This window comes from Thermodesulfobacteriota bacterium, from assembly GCA_030583865.1.
Taxonomy (GTDB): Bacteria; Desulfobacterota; GWC2-55-46; order GWC2-55-46; family GWC2-55-46; genus UBA5799.
Genome location: CP129479.1, coordinates 718299 through 736429, shown reverse-complemented (window position 1 = coordinate 736429; position 18131 = coordinate 718299). Strand labels below are relative to the sequence as shown.

Genomic DNA, 18131 nt, shown 5'->3' with positions numbered 1-18131 from the left:
TAAGCTGACCTAATCCCCCCAGCCCCCTTTAGAAAAGGGGAGTGAAAGGCTAAAATGTGTTTATCGCCGCAAACACCTGCTCGTCAGTATACCCCTTCAAGTCGATGGATTTCGACCTGCAGGCCGCAACGCAAACTCCGCAGCCCTGGCAGACGCCGTCGTTCACCTTCGCGACCCACTTCACGATGTTGCCCTTCCTGTCCTTTATGGCGTCCCTCTCGATGGCCGTGTAGGGGCAGGCGGTCAGGCAGTCCCAGCAGGCGTTGCAGGTGACCTTGTTCACTACCGATGTTATGGGCTCCCTTGCCATCTCGTCGGCTGAGAAGAGCGCCAGAACCTTGCTCGCCGCGGCGCTCCCCTGCGCTACCGAGTCGGGTATGTCCATGGGCCCCATGCAGGAGCCCGCGAGGTATATCCCTGCGGTAACCGTCTCCACAGGCTTCAACTTCGGGTGGTACTCGTTATAGAACTTGTGCTTGTCATAGCCTATGCCGAGCCTCTGGGCGAGCCCGTCCGCGCCCTCCCTCGAAACGACGGCGGTAGCGAGGACCACCATGTCGGCCTCTATCTCCACCTGCGAGCCGCTCAAGGTGTCCGCGCCCTGGACGATTATTTTCCCGTTTTTCTCGTACACCCGCGAGACGCGGCCCCTGAGGTACATGGCGCCGTCGTGCTCTATCGCGCCCCTTACGAACTCCTCATACCGCTTTCCGCCGGAGCGTATGTCCATGTAGAAGACATAGGCCTGGCCGCCGTGCACCTTGTGGGAATAGAGCTTGGTGTGCTTGGCAGTGTACATGCAGCATATCTTAGAGCAGTAGGAAACGCCCTTTTTCTCGTCCCTGGAACCCACGCACTGTATGAATACGACGCTCTCCGGTACCTTGCCGTCCGAGGGCCTCCGTATCTCGCCGCCGGTCGGGCCGGACGACGACGCGAGCCTCTCGAACTGCAGGCCGCTTATGACGTCCTTGATCCTCCCGTAGCCGTACTCGCCGAAGCGCTCGTTGGGCATGAGCTGGTAGCCCGTGGCCACGACTATGGCCCCGACCTCAACGGTTTCGAGCTTGTCTTCCATCTTGAAGTCTATGCACTTGGGGCCGCAGACTATGGCGCAGGCGCCGCACTTGTCCTTCTGTATCTTGGGGCAGTTCGGCGCGTCTATGACCGGGATGTTCGGGACCGACTGCGGGAAAGGCGTGTAGATGACCTTTCTCTTGTTAAGGCCCAGCTCAAAGGCGCTCTCCACCTTGAACGGGCACTTCTCTATGCACTCGCCGCACCCGGTGCAGCGCTCCTCGTCAACGTACTTGGACTTCCTCCTGACGGTCACCGTGAAGTTGCCGATGTAGCCGTCTACCTTCTCGACCTCGGAGTAGGTGTAGAGGGTTATGTTCTCGTTAAGCTCGGCCTCGACCATCTTGGGCGTCAGGATGCACTGCGAGCAGTCCATCGTGGGGAAGGTCTCGGAGAGCCTCGCCATGTTGCCGCCTATCGAGGGCTCCTTCTCGACGAGTATGACTTCCCTGCCGCCCTCGGCTATGTCGAGCGCCGCCTGTATCCCCGCGATGCCGCCGCCTATGACGAGAGCCTTCTTCTTTACGGGTATCTTTATTTTCTTGAGAGGCTGGTTCTTCTTGAGCCTCTGTATGGTCATCCTGGTAAGGTCGATGGACTTGACCGTCCCCGTGGCCTTGGTCTTGTCGTGGTGGACCCACGAGCACTGCTCGCGGATGTTGGTTATCTCGCACTGGTAGGGATTGAGGCCCGCTGCCTCTGAGGCCTTCCTGAAGGTCTTCTCGTGCATGTGCGGAGAGCAGGCCGAGACGATTATGCCGTCGAGGTCGTTCTCCTTTATGGCCTGCTTCAGGGTCTCCTGGCCGGGAGACGAGCACATGAACTTGTAGTCGCAGGTGTAGACCACACCCGGGATCTTGGCCATCTCCTCGGCGACCTTTTTGGTGTCGACGGTAGCGGCTATGTTATTCCCGCACTGGCAGACGAAGACTCCGATTCTCGGCATAACGATGAACCTCGATAACGATAACTAAAGACACATCAGGTTGAAAGCCACTCTACAACTTCTGCTTTGTTCATCATGAGATCGCTTCGGGGAAAACCCCCTCGCAATGACGGACCTAAGCTATCCCCTTCTTCTTGAGAAGCGGCATTACGTCGGTTGCGTTCTTCTCGAACCCGAGTGTTTCGATGTCCTGGCCGAGGGCAAGACCCAGGGCCTGGGTGAAGTATATTACGGGCACCCCGTTGCTTGAGCCGGCGCCGCGGCTCTTTTCAAGGTTGTACTGGCAGAGCGGGCAGCTCGTCACCACAAGCTCAGCGCCCATGCCCGCAGCCGAGTCGATTACCGCACCGGAAAGGCGCGTAACCACCTCTTCGTCGTTCATGGCGAGGTGAGCGCCGCAGCACTCTATCCTGTTAGGGAACTCCACCGGCTCGGCCCCGAGGGCCTTCAAGAGGTCCTCGAATATGGTCGGCCTTTCTGCGTTGTCTATGCCGACGTCCTCGAAAGGACGAAGGAGCATGCAGCCGTAATATGCCCCGGCCTTTATGCCCTTAAGTGGCCTCTTCACCGCCCCCTTTACCTTGTCAAAGCCCACGCGGTCGCGGAGCACTTCGAGGTAATGGAGTACGCTGAGGCTCCCGTCGTACTCCTCTTCTATGAAGCCGTTTACGACGCCCCTCTTCTCCTTGCTCTCCCTTATGACGGAGTTCGTCCGCTTGAGGACGTTATAGCAGACAGAACAGAGGGTCGTGAGCGTGTCGCCAACCTTGCGCGCCCCGGAGAGGACCTTTGCCGGGGCAGTGAGGCCCATCAGGTTGTCAGGGGCGAGCGGGAATGTGGCGCCGCAGCAGTTCCACTGCTTGAGCTCGGCCATCTCGAAACCCACGGCAAGGGCGGAGTCCCGCGCCGAGGAGTCGAACTGCTTGGCGACCGTGTTTAGCGTACATCCTGGGTAATAGGGTATTTTCATAAGGACCTGGTTCATACTTGCAAACTATCCGTCTGCTTCGTCAGTGCTTCGGGCTTGAATCCTCACATACATGAAGTATGCTGCGGTTCAATCCCTTGTCCTTCCTCGCATCCGGATGTTTCAAGTATGAATTTATTTACTGCCTCACTAAACTCTTCCGAGCCGCCTGACAACGCAGACGGACAGTTTACAAGCGCGGACTTTCAGCTAACGAACTTCCTGAACCCGCAGACAATAGCCTGCTGCGGCGCCTTCTTGAGTAGCGGCATGGGCAACTCCTTTACATCCACCCTGTCCGCGCTCTCCCTCAGGGCCTCCTGCCTCAGGGCCTCCAATACCGCTGCGACGCTGCACCCTTTCGGGCACCTCGAATAGCACTGGAGGCAGCCGACGCAGAGCCACATCGAGTTTGCGGCCTTCACCTCCTCCAGCCTCCCGAGCTGGAGCATCCTCATTATCCTTGTCGGGGGTATCTCCATCTTATATGATACCGGACACCCTCCGGAGCAGTTCCCGCACTGGTAGCACTTCTTAAGGTCCTCGCCGCTCAGGCGCTCGACCTTGCCTACGCTTACGCTCTGCACGTCCTGGTTGGAAAGGTTTATCTTCAAGAAACCCTCCTGTACTTTTGAACGCCCTGCATGAAGAGGTCCCCTCCCTCCGCGTCGTTCACCACTATCGCGGGGAAATCGACCACCTCGAGCCTTCTTATGGCCTCCGGCCCGAGGTCTTCATAAGCGACTATCTCGGCCTTCTTTATGGAGCGCCTTATGAGGGCGGCGGCGCCGCCGACCGCGGCCATGTAGACGGCCTTGTGCTTCCTTATCGAGTCGAGCACCTCTTTGCTACGTGCGCCCTTCCCCACCATGCCCTTAAGCCCCAGTTCTATTAGCCTCGGGGTGTAGGCGTCCATCCTGCCGCTCGTCGTGGGCCCTGCTGAGCCTATGACCTGCCCCGGCCTCTCGGGCGTGGGGCCGACATAATAGATTATCTGGCCCTTGATATCGAAAGGAAGCTCCTTCCCGGCGTCCAGGAGCTCTATAAGCCTCTTGTGCGCCGCATCCCGGGCAGTGTAGAGCACCCCGGATATGAGTACCTTGTCGCCTGCCCTGAGCTTCCCGACTATCTCGTCGGTCAGAGGGGCCGATATCCTTACGGGCTCTGACATCAGATCACCGCTTCCTTGTGCCTTCCGGCGTGGCACTGGATGTTCACGGCCACCGGGAGGCTAGCTATGTGGCAGGGGTGCGCCTCTATGTGCACAGCGAGGGCCGTTGTCCTGCCGCCGAACCCCATCGGGCCTATGCCGAGGTCGTTTATCATCTTAAGGAGGTCAGCCTCGAGCTGAACGAGGTCAGGGTCAGGGTTCTTGGTCCCGACCGGCCTCAAAAGTGCCTTCTTGGCGAGCATCGCGCACTTCTCGAAGCTCCCGCCTATGCCTACGCCGAGGACTATCGGAGGGCAGGGGTTTCCGCCCGCTTCCCTCACGGTCTCGACCACGAACGCCTTTATTCCTTCGACCCCTTCCGCGGGCTTGAGCATCTTGAGCCTGCTCATATTTTCGCTTCCCGCGCCCTTGGGGGCGATCTTTATTTTTAGCTTGTCCCCTTCGACTATCGAGGTGTGGACGATGGCCGGGGTGTTGTCCCCGGTATTTATTCTCTTAAGCGGATGGCAGACCGACTTCCTCAAGTAACCGTCTTTGTAGCCCAGCCGCACACCATCGTTTATGGCGTCGTAAAGCGGCCCGTCAAGCGCGACATCCCTTCCCAACTCGACGAAAAAGACCGATATGCCCGTATCCTGGCACATGGGGAGGCCTTCGGCGCCGGCTATCTCGAAGTTCTCGATTATCTGGCCGAGCACCTCCTTGCCGAGCGGCGACTCCTCTTTTTCGCGGGCGGCCCGGAGCGCCGTTGACATATCGGGCTCGAGGTCGCAGGCCGCGCTTATGCAGAGGTCCCTGACCTTGTCCGTGATGTCCTTTGTTGAAACTTGCCTCAATTCCGAAACCCTTCCCTACCAGCCTGAATGAAATTTCGAGTTTTCCAGCACCTTCTACTTCCCTATCTGCAGGTCCTTTATAAGCCCCTGGACAGCGGAAACCGAATCATTGAAGGCCTTCTTCTCGTTGCTGTCGAGCTCTATCTCTATTATCCGCTCCGCGCCGCCCGAGCCCACGACCACCGGCACGCCGATAAATATGCCGTCTACCCCGTACTGCCCGGTAAGGTACGCGGCGCAGGGCATGACGCGCTTTTTGTCCTTTATTATGGCCTCGCACATCTCCGCGACGGCGGCTGACGGGGCGTAGTAGGCGCTCCCGGTCTTAAGGAGCCCGACTATCTCGCCGCCCGCCTTCTTGGTCCTCTCCATTATGGAGGAGAGCCTGTCCGCCGGGATGAGCTGGGTGACGGGTATGCCGGAGACGGTCGCGTACCTTTTCAAGGGCACCATCTCGTCGGCGTGGCCTCCGATCACCATCGCGTGTACGTCCTGCATGGATACGCCGAGCTCCATCGCGATAAAAGACCTCATGCGAGAGCCGTCGAGCGCTCCGGAGAGGCCCATTATCCTCTCGGGCGGGAAGCCGGAGAGCTTCCATGCCGCGTATACCATTACATCGAGGGGGTTCGTTACTATGAGGAGATGCGCGTTCGGGGAATGCCTGACCGCGTTTTCTATGACGCTTTTGAGAATGCCGACGTTGGTGTTGATGAGGTCGGACCTGCTCATGCCGGGCTTCCTGGGGATGCCGGCGGTTATGATGATGACGTCCGAGCCAGCGGTGTCCTTGTAGTCGTTCGTGCCCGTTACGTTCGAGTCGAAGCACTCGATGGGCGCGGCCTCCATGAGGTCGAGGGACTTGCCCTGCGGCGTGCCCTCGACTATGTCAAGGAGGACGACGTCACCGAGCTCCTTCGTGGCGACCCAAAGGGCCGCCGTGGCGCCGACGTGTCCCGCGCCTATTACCGTAATCTTTTTCCGGGCCATCCGACCTCCTTATTCGAAAACTCCCCGCGAAAGGCCTTGTGACTCTGGGGGACCTTCGGCACAAAAGGAAGCTTTATTGATTCGATTGCATTCCCGGATATCGCGGGGATGCGGAATTTCAGCCGGACAAGGCCCCGGCCCTCTGACACAAAAACAGGGACCGCGGCCAAAAACGCTTGTATTCAGGTCGAAAAAGCCGGTTTTTGAAGCTAAAATGATTTTTCTGGCGGGTCGGGCCTTGGAAGGCCAGGGAGCCGAAAGCATTAATGCCGAAAAGGGGAATAATATTACTAAGGCTGAATCCGGCTTTCTTTTCCAGGGAGCCCCGCCATGCCCTCCGGCCAGACGGCCGGTTAGTTTTCATTGTATACAGTATACAAATACGCCTGCCCTGTCAAGAGGAATTCTGGAACTGGCCTGAGCGCGAAATAAGAGGGCAGGGACAAAAACGGCCCTCCATCTTTGGCAAAAGCAGTGAATGATACCCTGCCTTGAAGAAAAACCCTGAAAAAACAGGCGGTTTCAATTGATGGTACGGCTTGGGCCCCCGCGCTGTCCGGTGCGCCTGGAATAAATACCTGCGCGCCGGATAGCGCCGCGGAAAAATTGCAGTATACTTATTCTAAAAAGTCGCTGAAGAACTCGAATTCAGGCTGCTCAAAAAGCTCAATATGCAAGGAGTCGGAAAATGAGGAATGAGGCGTACTTTTATTGTACGCCGAATGACGAATTTTGAAGACGACATAGCAGATTGGGCTTTTCAGCAGCCTGTTAAAAATCCTGTTGCCTGCCTCGCACACAGCCCGTATGCCCCGAAAAGGCGGGCGCCAGAGAACCCAAAAGGAGGATTCATGATGAAAAGACTATTCGGTTTAGGCCTCGCCGCAGCAGTAGCGATAACCGTGGGCTCCGTTTCGTTTGCCGCTGACGGGGGCTCGGTATTCAAGTCGAAGTGCTCCACCTGCCACGGCGCAGAGGGACAGGGCACAGCGATGGCCCCCGGCTTCAAGGGGAACGCGTTCGTAAAGAACAGCGGGGACGATGAGATAGCAAAGGTCATAAAGGAAGGGCGTAACGGCGCGGACAAGAAGTATAAGGAGTTCGCGATAGGCATGCCGAAGCAGACCCTCAATGACGATGAGCTCAAGGCCGTAATAAGCCAGATAAAGGGCATGGCGGGCTAACGATCTTTCTCACAAGGATTGTGGAAGGCCGGGGCAGGCGACCCGGCCTTTTTTTGTTTTGAGGGCTTGAGAAGACCAGTCGTCCAGGGCAAGAGGACGGTCAAAGCCCTTGCAAATCAAGACTTATCCGTGGTAAAAATTAAATTTTGCCGGGAAAATCAGGCCGAAAGGCCTTCATAAACGGCTTATTCGGGGCGTAGCGCAGCCTGGTAGCGCATCTGCTTTGGGAGCAGAGGGCCGGAGGTTCGAATCCTCTCGCCCCGACCAGTTTTCTCAATCATCTTTCAAAAACCGCACTACCCATCATCCATTGCGCCTGTAGCTCAGTCGGATAGAGCAACTGCCTTCTAAGCAGTGGGCCGGGGGTTCGAATCCCTCCAGGCGCGCCAAAAACTTCATTCCAAAGGAACAAAGGGATTCGAAAACGCCCGAGTGCCGAGCGGAGCGAGGAAGAGGCCGCATGGACGCGGCCGTAAACGAGGGCGTACGGCTGGAGTGAAGAGCCAGGAGGCGATGAACGGAAGCCGAATCCTCTTGCCCCGACCAGTTTAGAAACTGACAGAATCGCCGAAAAGTCCGAGAGATGTCATTCTGAGGAGCCGGAGACGACGACAATTTTTGCAGGACAGCAAAAATTGAATGCCGAGCCTCTTGGCGAGGCAGCCCGAAGGGTCGAGCCCCAGGACGGGGCGAGATAAGAATCTCGGCGCATATATGCATCACAGAGATTCTTCGCTTCGCTCAGAATGACCAGATAATCTGAACCGACCTTTTCTTCCCTCCAGGCTCTCCAATCAAAATATCTGACTTACGCTCGAATTCATGTCCATTCCTCTCTTTTCTCGTCTCCATATCTTCCATTTTTTCATCAAAAACTTCTGCCGGGTCTAACAGCCCACCGCCACTCATTCAAAAGCGCCGCCCGGCATCCATCAGAATGTTTCGAATCCCCCCGGTTGACAAACCGCGTTTTTGGATTATGGTCTTTTTACAAAACGAGGACGTCCGTTGACGGGCCACGCCCCCGGATTATTCCAGGCCTGGCCGGGTGAAAAGCCGAATGGAAAAGACCACCCTTTCCGAGGGGTTCCGCGTCTCACTGAACGCATTGAAGCCGCTTAGTCAGTACATGCACCGGACCTTCGAGAGGGCCGTCGCGCAGAACCTGGCCAACATCCTGTGCCTCATTGAGCGCGCCCCGGAAGCCGTACTCCTGGACTGCGGCTGCGACGACGGGACCATCACAAAAAAAATCGCGGCAAAGGCAGGGACGTCAAAGGTACACGGAATAGAAATAAATCCGGCCGCTATATCCGCCGCTGCGGACAGAGGCATAAAGGCCGCGCCAGCTGACCTGAACGGCCGCCTGCCGTTCAATGACGGCAGCTTCGATGTAGTCTGCGCAAATCAGATAATAGAGCACCTTCATAATACGGAGATGTTCCTTGATGAGATACACCGGGTCCTCAAAAAGGGCGGGTATGCCGTCATATCCACGGAAAACCTCGCAAGCTGGCACAACATACTGGCCTTGCTGCTCGGATGGCAGCCTTTCTCATTGACGAACGTAAGCGCGCAGCACCTCGGCATCGGAAACCCGCTCGCGCTACACAGGGGGAAGCGCATCTCGCATGAGGCATGGCAGCACCTGAGGGTCTTTAGTTTTCGCGGGCTCAAGGAGCTCTTCGAGCTGAAGGGCTTCAGGGTGGAACGGCTTCTGGGCGCGGGCTACTTCCCGTTGCCGGGGCTTTTCGCAGCAGTCGACCCCAGGCATGCCGCTTTCCTTACGGCCAGGATAAGGAAGGCCTGATTGGTGCCGGCCAGGTACGAAGACAGCGCGGGCCAGCGCCTTACGGGCAGGCACAGGAAAAGCTTCCGTTTTATCGAGGGCATCGAGGGCATCAAGGTCCTCGACGTAGGCTGCTCGTACGGCTGGTTCGAGAAATGGGCCCTCGACAACGGTTGCAGCCAGGTAATTGCCATAGAGCCCGATGCCATGACATTGAGGGAAGCAAGGGCGGAGGCGCCGGGGGCGGCATACTTGCGGGCGTCCTCATTGAAGCTGCCTCTTCGGAGCGCGTCCGTTGAAAAGGCGGTCCTATGGGAGGTGCTGGAGCACCTGCCGAAGGGCAGCGAAATAGACGCGCTCAGGGAAATAAACAGGGTGCTTAAGAATGGCGGCTGCCTTTACCTCTCAACGCCGCACAAGACCTTCTGGGCCTGCGCGCTGGACCCCGCGTGGTGGCTGGTCTCGCACAGGCACTATTCCCTTGGCGAGCTTAAGCAGTACGTCCGCAAGGCAGGGTTCGAGGTGGCAGGGGTGGATTTCGGCGGCGGCGCCTGGGAGCTTTTTTCGATGATACTCCTTTATGTCTTCAAGTGGTGCTTCAGGAGAGACACCCCGTTCAAGGACTTTCTGGAGTCCAGGAGAGACCGGGAGTTCGCGTCCCCCGGCGGCTGGACCAACGTCTTTTTGAAGATGAGAAAAATCGAATGTGCGGAATAGCCGGTTTTTATAATCCCCGGGAAGAGGAGCCGGGGAAGGTGCTCGAAAGGATGCTCGGCCGCGTCCGCCATCGGGGGCCGGACGAAAATGGCGCGCTTCTGGATAACAGAGTCGCCATCGGCATAAGAAGGCTCTCGATAATCGATTTAAGCACCGGGCAGCAGCCTGTCTCGAACGAGGACGGGAGCATCACGGTAGTCTGTAACGGCGAAATATACAACTACAGGGAGCTGACCAACTGGCTTTCCCGTAAAGGCCATGCCTTCTCGACCCGCTCGGACGTGGAGAGCATAGTCCACGCCTACGAGGAGGAAGGGACGCAGTGCCTTAAGAGGCTCCGGGGCATGTTCTCATTCTGCCTTTACGACAAAAGGCGGCGGCTCCTCTTCTGCGCGCGGGACCGGCTTGGGAAAAAGCCGTTCCATTATTACGAATCAGGAAACCGCTTCGCCTTCGGATCGGAGATAAAATCCCTTCTGGAACTTCCGTTCCTTACGAGAGAGATAGACGCTGGAGCGCTCGCGAAATACCTCGTGTACGGCTTCGTGCCGGCCCCGCAGAGCATATTCAGGGGCATAAAAAAACTCCTGCCCGGGCACTACCTCCTTCACGACCTGGCCTCGGGGTCGTGCAGGACCGCACAATATTGGGACTTCGACTACTCGCATAAGGACGGGCCGGGGCGGGGCGAGGCCGCGCTGGAAGACGCCCTCGTGGACGCAGTGAGGTCGAGGCTCGTAACGGACGCGCCCCTCGGGGCATTCCTGAGCGGCGGCATAGACAGCAGCCTCATAGTCGGCATGATGGCCCGGCTCATGCCCGCAAGCAGGATAAAGACCTTCAGCATCGGGTTCGACGAGAAGGCCTATGACGAATCCGGGTACGCGGGGGCCGTGGCGGAGCGGTACGGCACCGACCACCACCTGAAGGTGTTCCGGGGCGACGAGTGCATGGCTGTCATCGACGAAACACTCGGCCGCCTCGACGAGCCGCTCTCGGACCCGTCCCTCATCCCCACATATCTCCTATCGAGGTTCGCAAGCGGCCATATAAAGGTCGCGCTGAGCGGAGACGGCGGCGACGAGGTCTTCGGAGGCTATCCCAAATACTGCATACACAGGTACGCGCGCCTTTACGACTCGATCCCGGGTTTTCTTAGAAAAAATTTCGCCCACGGGCTGACCGCCCTCGTGCCGCTAAAATACGAAAACCCCGTCCTCAACGGCAAGGTAAGGAAGTTCCTGGAGTGCTCTGGCCTGAGCCCCGAGCACAAGAACCAGCTCTGGACGAGCAGCTTCATGGCCCATGAACTCGAAAGCATATCGAGCCTGGCCGGGCCGCAGGACCTGGACTGCATGGAAGAGGTGGATTTCTGGGGAGGCCTCTTCCGGGGCGGCGACCTGATAGACAAGATGATGTATCTCGATTCGAAATTGATGCTCGCGGACATGTACCTCGTCAAGGTGGACAGGGCCAGCATGATGAACTCCCTCGAGGTCCGCTCCCCGTTTCTCGACCAGGAGGTCGTGGCGCTCGCGTGCAGGATGCCTTCAGTGGACAAGGTGCGCGGGCTTACCACAAAACGGGCGCTCAGGCGGCTTGCGCTCAAGTATTTGCCCGAAGAGCTCGTCTACAGGAAAAAGAAGGGGTTCGGCCTCCCCATCGCCAGGTGGCTCAGGGAAGGGCGGATCAAGCAGGTCGGGGAAATGCTGGCCTGCTCGACCGCGCCCTTCATAAATAGAAAGGCCGCCCTGGGGCTTCTACGCGAGCACTGTAATGGCGGAGCTGACAACTCGGGGAAGATATGGAACCTCTACGTGCTGCTCCGCTGGTATGAGGGATATGGAAGGTAAGCTCGTCTCCGTAATAATACCGACCCACAACAGGAAGAGGCAGGTCCTTGCCTGCCTCGAGTCCCTCATGGACGCGGACTACCCTTCCTTCGAGGTCATCGTCGTGGATAACGCCTCCGAGGACGGCACTGCCGAGGCGATCGAGACTTCCTTTCCTTCGGTCAAGGTCGTGAGGCTCGGACGGAATACCGGGGCGGTCACCGGCAGGAACGAGGGCATAAGACACGCGAAAGGCGGCTACCTCTGTTTCGTGGACAGCGACAACCTCCTCCGGAGGGACTTCCTCCTGGAGCTCGTAAGGACGGCTGAGCGCGACCCCAGGGCCGGTTTCGTGGGGCCCAAGATGTACTTCCGCTCCGACCCCCGGAGGATATGGTACGCGGGGGTCGAAATAGACCACCGCACCAGCAGGACGAGCTACAGGGGGCTTAACGAGATAGACACCGGCAAATACGACAGGGAGGAGGAGGTGCACCACATCCCCAACGTCTGGCTCGTGAAGCGCGAGGTCATAGGCGCGATAGGCGGCATGGACCCCGAGTATGTCATGACCTACGGCGAGGCGGAATGGGCGGCGCGGGCAAGGCTCGCAGGTTTCAAGGTGCTCTTCTGCCCGAGCGCGGTCGTATACCACGATATCCCGCTGCCGGGTGAGCAAAAGGGGCTCAGGGCTAAAATAGGATTCGACAGCCCATACAGGATATTTTACGCGGCAAGGAACCGAGCGCTCTACATGAGGCGCTTTGCTAAAAAAGGCGACTACCTCGCCTTCATTCTCCTCTACAACAACCTTTTCCTTATCTGGTACTGCGGCCTTCTTGCAGCCTCGGGGCGGTTCGACCTTATGAAGGCTTACATAAAAGGCTACCTGAGCGGGATTTCACGCGGGAGCGCTCTCCGGAAGACCCCGGCCTGAGGCCGGTGCCTTCCGGCAAGGACAACATGGGGGAAAGGATACTCGTCTGCATACCGAGCTACAGGAACCCCGAGAGGCTAAAGGAATGCCTCGGGCTTATCCGTTCCATCGACCGGCGCAATCGGACGGTCGAAACAGTCGTGGTCGACAGCGGCACCGACCCGGCTGAGCTTCATAAGGCAATCGGCCGTTTCGAAGGCGTTGCGCTTGTCACGATGGAGAACAGGGGGTACGTGGGCTGCGTGAATGCCGGGCTCCGCCGGGCCATTGAAAACGGCTTCGACTACATGCTCGTGGTGACGGACGACGCCCGCGTGGAAAGCGGCATACTCGACGGGCTCATACCGCCTCTCGCGGCTGACGAGCGGGCCGCCGTATGCGGGTGCAAGGTACTGCATCTCTCAAAAGACCGTAATGGCGGGGTCAGGACGGTAGTCATGCCGGGCGGCTTCCTCGGGCACTGGGCGTTCCCCAAGGGCAGGAACATACCCGAAGACTCAACCGGGCTCGCCAAATGCGACTGGGTGAACGGGGCCGTTTTCGCACTGAAGGTGCGGGTCTTCCGTGAACTGGGCCCCCTCGACGAATCGTTCTTCATGTACTTCGACGAGCTCGACCTGGGGCTCAAGCTCAAGAGGGCCGGCTACCATGCCCTTTACAACCCCGGGGTAAGCGTGGTCCACGAGTCGGGGAGCGGCTTCTACGGCATAACGTCGGGCAAGGGCGGCGCGTACGCGAGGTATTACCTCACGAGGAACGTGGCGCTCCTGTATTACAAGAAGTCCATCGCAAGCTTTCTTTATTTCCTGCCGTACTATCTTTTTATTTCAGCCCTCCGCTCGGCCGTATTGACCTTGAAAGGCAGGCCGGACTGCGGCCTGGCGGTGCTCCGGGGCGTGAAGGACTTCTTCGCATGGAACCTGGGGCGGGGGCCATATTAATCGAGGAAAGGAAGCAGGCTGAAGGCTGCCTTTGACAGGCCCTTTTCGCGGCTGGTTTGTTTATGGGCGTTCTGATTTCAGATAAGAAAACCTTGCCCGTAGAGAGCTGTCCTCTTTGCGGGGAGAAGGAGACTTCCCGCGGCTTCATCAACTTCGACAGGCTCCATAACCTGCCCGGCTCCTTCCCCGTTCGCGAGTGTTCCGGCTGTTCATCCCTGTACCTCAAGGAAGCCCCCCTCGACCCCGGCGCGTATTATCCGGAGGGAACATATTATTCCACCTACGAGAGCAACACGAGCGAGCTCAGGGCCAAAAGAAAGCTCATAGAGCTTTTCTACTCGGGCAGAAAAAGCCGCGGCTTCGCCTATCTCCTCCTCTATCCGCTCAGGGGCAGGGTGCAGGGCATCCCGGATTTCGTGCCTGGCGGCAAGGTGCTTGATATCGGCTGCGGGTTCGGCCTTCTCCTCGACCTCCTGAAAGAGGCCGGATGGGAGACGCACGGCGCAGACGTAAGCGAAATGGCCATAGAGCTGGTAAAAAGAAAGGGGCACCACGGGATTTCCGGCGAGCTCAGGGCCGGGCACTTCGGTTCCGGGTACTTCGACGCCGTCATCATGAGCCATTCGATAGAGCACCTGAGAGAGCCACGGGAGTATCTCGCGCTCGCGCACGAAATGCTAAAGCCCGGCGGCCAGCTCGTAGTCCTTGCCCCCAATGCCCGGTCGCTCGGGCTAAAGCTCTTCGGGAGGGCATGGGCCCCAATCGAGACGCCGAGGCACTTTTTCGTCCCCTCGCCAAAGGCCCTTATAAGAATGCTCCGGGCTGCCGGGTTCAGGGCCGAGTCCCTGAAATACACGGGCTCAAACTGGTCCCAGAGCCTCGATTACCTCTTTAACGGCAGGTATACGCCGGGCTCTTTTTTTTACAGGCCTTTCGTAGGCATCTCACTCGAGGCGCTCGCGCAGGCGCTGAACCTTTTCCGCCTCGGAGATTCCTTCCAGATAAAGGCGAGGAAGGGGCCATCCGATGCCCGATAGTCGGGAATTGAAAAAGAGGCTCATCGCCGCCGCATTCATCCTCGCTCTTCCCCTGCCGTCGCTATTCTGGCTTCCGAAAGGGAGCGTGCTCGCGCACGGCCCTGTATATCCCTGGCCCGACGCCGCAGGGCTCCTTGATATTTCGACGGGGCACCTTTTCGCGTGGGTCGAGAGCAGCGGCTTCGGCGGGCCCAATACCGAGCCCGCCGGCTTTCTTTATTACCTGTATGCCGGGGCGCTCTCATGGCTTTTGGGGGATACGCACCTTGCGCAGTCGTTTTTCCTCTATTTGGGCTACGCGGGCTGCATGGCCGGGGTCTACTTCCTTTCCCGCACACTCGGCCTCGGAAGAGCGCCGTCTCTTGTTGCCGCCGGGTTCTACACGCTTAACCCTATAATCTTTTCAGGAATGCCTACAGAGCCCCTCAACCCGCGCCTCCTTCCTTACCACGCCGGGGCGCCCGTGGTGCTCGCCATCGCGGTGCGCGTCATAAACGGCATGGCTCTCAGGAAAAATATCGCGCTCTTCGCCCTTGCCGCCCTCTTCCTCGGCTCCCCGGGCTACTCAAGCCTCCAGTATTTCGTCTTGCAGCTCTTTCTCATAGCGGTATATTCGGCATGCCGCCTCATGCGCGGAGAAGGCCGCGAATGGGCAGGCACGGCAGCGCGGACGGCTCTCGTCCTGCTGGTCTTTTTGGCAGTCAACATGTACTGGCTGGGGCTTTTCCTCTTCGACCTGGGCGACGCGTACGCGAGCAGGCTTGAGCCGGGGTTTTCGGATGCCGACCTCCTGAGGGGCTTCGGCCTCGACTTCATAAACGGTCTCATGATGCTCCCGATCCCGGAGCTTGCCAATTCCTTCCCGTGGGTCTCGGACTATTACAGGACCGCTTCACTCGCGGCCCTCTTTTTTTTCATCTCCATGGCCGGGCTCGCCTTCCTTTCAAGGGAAGGGAGGGAAAAGGCCATTTTCCCCGGCATGGCCGCCGCGCTCTCCCTTTTCCTGGCCAAAGGCACCAAGGCCCCCTTCGACTCGCTCGGGGAAGCCATATTCCTTTCGCACCCGTACATGACAAGGCTTTTCAGGAACCCCGCTTATTTCGAGCTGGCAGCCGTACTTGCCTTTTCGCTCCTAATCGGGATAGGGGCCGGACTTGTAATCAAAAAGGCTCGCGCGCGCTCATTCAAGGCCGCGGTCGGAGTAGCGGCAATGCTGGCGGCCTCGGGAATCGTTTACGGAAAACCGTTCTTCAGCGGCAGGGTCGTTGAGAACGGGGAAAAGGCCGTGTCGTCACAGTTCAACAAGGTGCCCGGATATTACCTTGAGCTGAGCAGCGCGTTGAGGAATGACGAAGAGGCCTCAAGGGTACTGGCCGTGCCCGCCTTTACCCGCCAGGACTGGTTTGTCGCGTACGGATGGGAAAGGAGCTTCCTCGGCGGGCAGTTCCTGAACCTCTGGTCCGGGAAGCCTCTAATCCGGCCAATCTATCCAGGGAGCGCCGGGGTAAACCCCCTTTTCGATTCAGCCATGAGCCCGGAGCTTGCATTCATCCCGCCCGAGGCCTGGCTGTGGCTCATGAGGGTCGGGGGCGTTAAATACGTTACCCTCCACGGCGACACGGACGCGAAGCTCCTCCGCTCCTATGATAAAAGGCCCGAAGACATGGAGGGCGCGTACCGGTTCGTCAGGAACTCGCCGCATATCGAAAAAACCGGCGATTTCGGGCCCATAGAGCTATACGGGCTCAAGGGCGCGCTAAGGCTTCCCCGGATATATGCTTCCGAGGGGTTCGACATTGTGAAGGAGATGCATTTCGAGGAGTCCCTTCCCCTCCTTTCATTTATAAGCTCCCATGAAAGGCCCTTGATCGCGTTCTCGGTTCAGCAGCCCCAGCCAGTGCTCGAAAAGATAGAGGCTTCGGGCCTGGCCAGAGGCGTGCTCGCACCCTCGGATGCCATGTACATGAAATCCTACTCCTCTCATCCTCCTTTTGAAAGCAGGTCGGCAGTCAGCTCCTACGTAATCTCTCGTTCAAACTGGGGCACAGTAACCCGCGTCTTTTACGATACTGACCCGGGCGAATACAAGAGAATATCCTTTCCGGGCGGCGCAGGAAAGGCCCGGCTCTCAGTTTCCGTGATGCCGAAATACCGCGCGTTCGCCTTCAATGAGGATTTTACGGCAACGGCGGCGCAAGGCTTCCAGCCCGGGAAACTGCTCTCTCTCTACGCGCCTGAAGAAGATGAAGCAGGCACGCGGTTTCCGGACGGCCGTTTCAGGACCTTAAGGAGCGGCGGCCAGATACACGTCATAAACCATTCAGCGGAAGTGGCCGTTACGGACCTCGGCATCACAGTCATGCCGCTTTCCGACACTGAAGAGATACGGGCTTACATAAACGGGAGGAAGGCCGCTGCAGGCAGCGCCAACGCCCCATCAGGCGCGCCGGCCCCGGTAGATTTGGAATTTAAAAAAGTGCTCCTATTCCCGGGCAGTAACGATCTGCGGATATACCTGAAGGAACCGGGGCCCCTGGATGAAAATAAAGCCAGTCCCCTTTTCGGCCTCGGCAGGCTCCTTCGCGCATCGGTCCTCGGAAAGGACCTCGGACTTTCGGAAGACGGCGGCATTGAAAAACCCCCATCGGTTTCGCCCGAGGGCATAGGGTTCCCCCCCGGCGCCAAGTGCGTAAACGGCTATCTTGCGAGTTTTGCAAAGGACGTGGGCAGGATAGACCTTGAGAGGTATCCGGTCTTCTCGATGGACTATGCCATTGAAGCGGAAGGAATAGAGGTCTCGTTCATGCTGGATACTGACGGAGACGGGAAAGCGGACGCTTCCATTGGCAAAGCGCTCGCGGCCAGGGCTTCAGCCGGGAGGCCCAAAAAACCCGAAAGGTCCCGGACGGATGTCCTGTCGCTCCTTCGGGCACATATGCCGGAGCAAAGGACGGCGTACCTGACCGCAGTCGGTTTCATGGCCCATTGCGCTGATGACAAACGGCCCGCCAATGCGATGACAGGGGGGCCAGGCTTCAGTCTCCGCTCAATAGCTTTTTTCTCCAGGCACTCTGAAAAAGGAAACGGGGCGCTCGACCGGGAGTTGCCGGCTGTCAAAGCGAACGGCACGAGGGTCAGTCTTACGCCGCGCGGAGATGGGCGCTTCCATGAGGGGACCTTCCTGCAGGGAAAAGGCACGCAGCACATAGAGGTCTTTGAAAAGGGCTCGGCGGGAGTATACTCAATATCTATCGAGCCGGAATCTACAAACGCTTCAGTCTCCGTCAACGTCCAGGATGAACCCGGCGCGGAGGGCAAAGGCCCGCAACTCGGATTCGAGCGGATAAACCCGGCGAGGCACATGGTCCATGTCAAAGGGGCCGACAAGGGCTTCGCGCTCGCGTTCCTCGAGGCTTATCACCCGGGGTGGAGGGCCTATATGGCAGCGCCGGGCAATGGCGACAGCGGCTCTATGCTGATAGAACGGCTCAGAAGCCGCGGAGCACTGGAGCTCGATACGCACTTCGTCGCGAACGGGTACGCGAACGGCTGGCTCGTGCCGGACGAGGCAATCGGGGACGGCGAGTTTACGGTAATAATCGAGTTCAGGCCGCAGATGGCGATGGAGGCCGGGCTTCTCATAAGCGCGGCCGGTCTGATATCGGCGCTGGCGATTGCGCTTGCAGGCGGAAGGGTAAAGCGATGAA

The 18131-nt window shown here is 58.5% G+C and carries 15 protein-coding genes and 2 tRNA genes; 10 read left to right on the top strand and 7 right to left on the bottom strand.

Annotation, left to right across the window (positions count from 1 at the left end; genetic code table 11):
* Positions 1–49 precede the first annotated feature (49 nt).
* From QY316_03475 to mdh, 6 genes are all read right to left on the bottom strand, one after another.
* On the bottom strand, positions 50–2023 hold the full coding sequence (locus tag QY316_03475; GenBank protein WKZ33478.1) for a CoB--CoM heterodisulfide reductase iron-sulfur subunit A family protein: 1974 nt from the start codon (positions 2021–2023) through the stop codon (positions 50–52).
* Between the two features lie 115 nt (positions 2024–2138).
* The gene (locus QY316_03470; GenBank protein ID WKZ33477.1) at positions 2139–3008 is read right to left on the bottom strand and encodes a CoB--CoM heterodisulfide reductase iron-sulfur subunit B family protein; all 870 of its coding nucleotides are present in this window, start codon (positions 3006–3008) and stop codon (positions 2139–2141) included.
* Between the two features lie 188 nt (positions 3009–3196).
* A complete protein-coding gene (locus tag QY316_03465; protein WKZ33476.1) occupies positions 3197–3604 on the bottom strand; it encodes a 4Fe-4S dicluster domain-containing protein in 408 nt (135 codons plus the stop codon).
* A complete protein-coding gene (locus tag QY316_03460; GenBank protein ID WKZ33475.1) occupies positions 3601–4161 on the bottom strand; it encodes a Fe-S-containing hydro-lyase in 561 nt (186 codons plus the stop codon). Before QY316_03460 ends, QY316_03465 begins: the two co-directional genes overlap by 4 nt.
* Complete coding sequence (locus QY316_03455; protein WKZ33474.1) at positions 4161–4997, bottom strand: fumarate hydratase; 837 nt, start codon at positions 4995–4997, stop codon at positions 4161–4163. Before QY316_03455 ends, QY316_03460 begins: the two co-directional genes overlap by 1 nt.
* Positions 4998–5051: 54 nt before the next feature.
* Complete coding sequence (gene mdh, locus QY316_03450; protein WKZ33473.1) at positions 5052–5987, bottom strand: malate dehydrogenase; 936 nt, start codon at positions 5985–5987, stop codon at positions 5052–5054.
* 851 nt (positions 5988–6838) lie between these two features.
* On the opposite strand from mdh, the gene QY316_03445 reads away from it, so the two are divergent.
* The 3 genes from QY316_03445 (at position 6839) to QY316_03435 (ending at position 7560) form a co-directional block, all read left to right on the top strand.
* A complete protein-coding gene (locus tag QY316_03445) occupies positions 6839–7171 on the top strand; it encodes a cytochrome c (protein WKZ33472.1) in 333 nt (110 codons plus the stop codon).
* 190 nt (positions 7172–7361) lie between these two features.
* Positions 7362–7438, top strand: a tRNA-Pro gene (locus tag QY316_03440).
* A 45-nt stretch (positions 7439–7483) separates the two neighbouring features.
* Positions 7484–7560: transfer RNA gene (locus tag QY316_03435), tRNA-Arg, on the top strand.
* A gap of 352 nt (positions 7561–7912) precedes the next feature.
* Here the strand turns inward: QY316_03435 and QY316_03430 are convergent.
* On the bottom strand, positions 7913–8080 hold the full coding sequence (locus QY316_03430) for a hypothetical protein (GenBank protein ID WKZ33471.1): 168 nt from the start codon (positions 8078–8080) through the stop codon (positions 7913–7915).
* A gap of 151 nt (positions 8081–8231) precedes the next feature.
* On the opposite strand from QY316_03430, the gene QY316_03425 reads away from it, so the two are divergent.
* The 7 genes from QY316_03425 to QY316_03395 all read left to right on the top strand — a co-directional run bounded on the left by QY316_03425 (position 8232) and on the right by QY316_03395 (position 18130).
* Positions 8232–8981: a class I SAM-dependent methyltransferase gene (locus QY316_03425; GenBank protein WKZ33470.1), complete on the top strand. Its 750-nt coding sequence runs from the start codon at positions 8232–8234 to the stop codon at positions 8979–8981.
* A 3-nt stretch (positions 8982–8984) separates the two neighbouring features.
* Positions 8985–9677: a class I SAM-dependent methyltransferase gene (locus tag QY316_03420; GenBank protein ID WKZ33469.1), complete on the top strand. Its 693-nt coding sequence runs from the start codon at positions 8985–8987 to the stop codon at positions 9675–9677.
* Positions 9665–11530 (top strand): asparagine synthase (glutamine-hydrolyzing), encoded by a 1866-nt coding sequence (gene asnB, locus QY316_03415; GenBank protein WKZ33468.1) that lies wholly within the window; start codon positions 9665–9667, stop codon positions 11528–11530. Before QY316_03420 ends, asnB begins: the two co-directional genes overlap by 13 nt.
* The gene (locus QY316_03410) at positions 11520–12446 is read left to right on the top strand and encodes a glycosyltransferase family 2 protein (protein ID WKZ33467.1); all 927 of its coding nucleotides are present in this window, start codon (positions 11520–11522) and stop codon (positions 12444–12446) included. The genes asnB and QY316_03410 overlap by 11 nt, the downstream gene beginning before the upstream one ends.
* Positions 12447–12451: 5 nt before the next feature.
* Positions 12452–13387: a glycosyltransferase family 2 protein gene (locus QY316_03405; protein WKZ33466.1), complete on the top strand. Its 936-nt coding sequence runs from the start codon at positions 12452–12454 to the stop codon at positions 13385–13387.
* Between the two features lie 92 nt (positions 13388–13479).
* Positions 13480–14424: a class I SAM-dependent methyltransferase gene (locus tag QY316_03400; GenBank protein WKZ33465.1), complete on the top strand. Its 945-nt coding sequence runs from the start codon at positions 13480–13482 to the stop codon at positions 14422–14424.
* On the top strand, positions 14414–18130 hold the full coding sequence (locus QY316_03395; GenBank protein WKZ33464.1) for a hypothetical protein: 3717 nt from the start codon (positions 14414–14416) through the stop codon (positions 18128–18130). The genes QY316_03400 and QY316_03395 overlap by 11 nt, the downstream gene beginning before the upstream one ends.
* Position 18131: the final 1 nt, after the last annotated feature.

Coding starts and splice junctions, on each gene's coding strand:
- QY316_03475 (WKZ33478.1), bottom strand. CDS start 2,023: ATGCCGAGAATCGGAGTCTTCGTCTGCCAGTGCGGGAATAACATAGCC.
- QY316_03470 (WKZ33477.1), bottom strand. CDS start 3,008: ATGAACCAGGTCCTTATGAAAATACCCTATTACCCAGGATGTACGCTA.
- QY316_03460 (WKZ33475.1), bottom strand. CDS start 4,161: ATGTCAGAGCCCGTAAGGATATCGGCCCCTCTGACCGACGAGATAGTC.
- mdh (WKZ33473.1), bottom strand. CDS start 5,987: ATGGCCCGGAAAAAGATTACGGTAATAGGCGCGGGACACGTCGGCGCC.
- QY316_03445 (WKZ33472.1), top strand. CDS start 6,839: ATGATGAAAAGACTATTCGGTTTAGGCCTCGCCGCAGCAGTAGCGATA.
- QY316_03430 (WKZ33471.1), bottom strand. CDS start 8,080: ATGAGTGGCGGTGGGCTGTTAGACCCGGCAGAAGTTTTTGATGAAAAA.
- QY316_03425 (WKZ33470.1), top strand. CDS start 8,232: ATGGAAAAGACCACCCTTTCCGAGGGGTTCCGCGTCTCACTGAACGCA.
- asnB (WKZ33468.1), top strand. CDS start 9,665: ATGTGCGGAATAGCCGGTTTTTATAATCCCCGGGAAGAGGAGCCGGGG.
- QY316_03410 (WKZ33467.1), top strand. CDS start 11,520: ATGGAAGGTAAGCTCGTCTCCGTAATAATACCGACCCACAACAGGAAG.
- QY316_03395 (WKZ33464.1), top strand. CDS start 14,414: ATGCCCGATAGTCGGGAATTGAAAAAGAGGCTCATCGCCGCCGCATTC.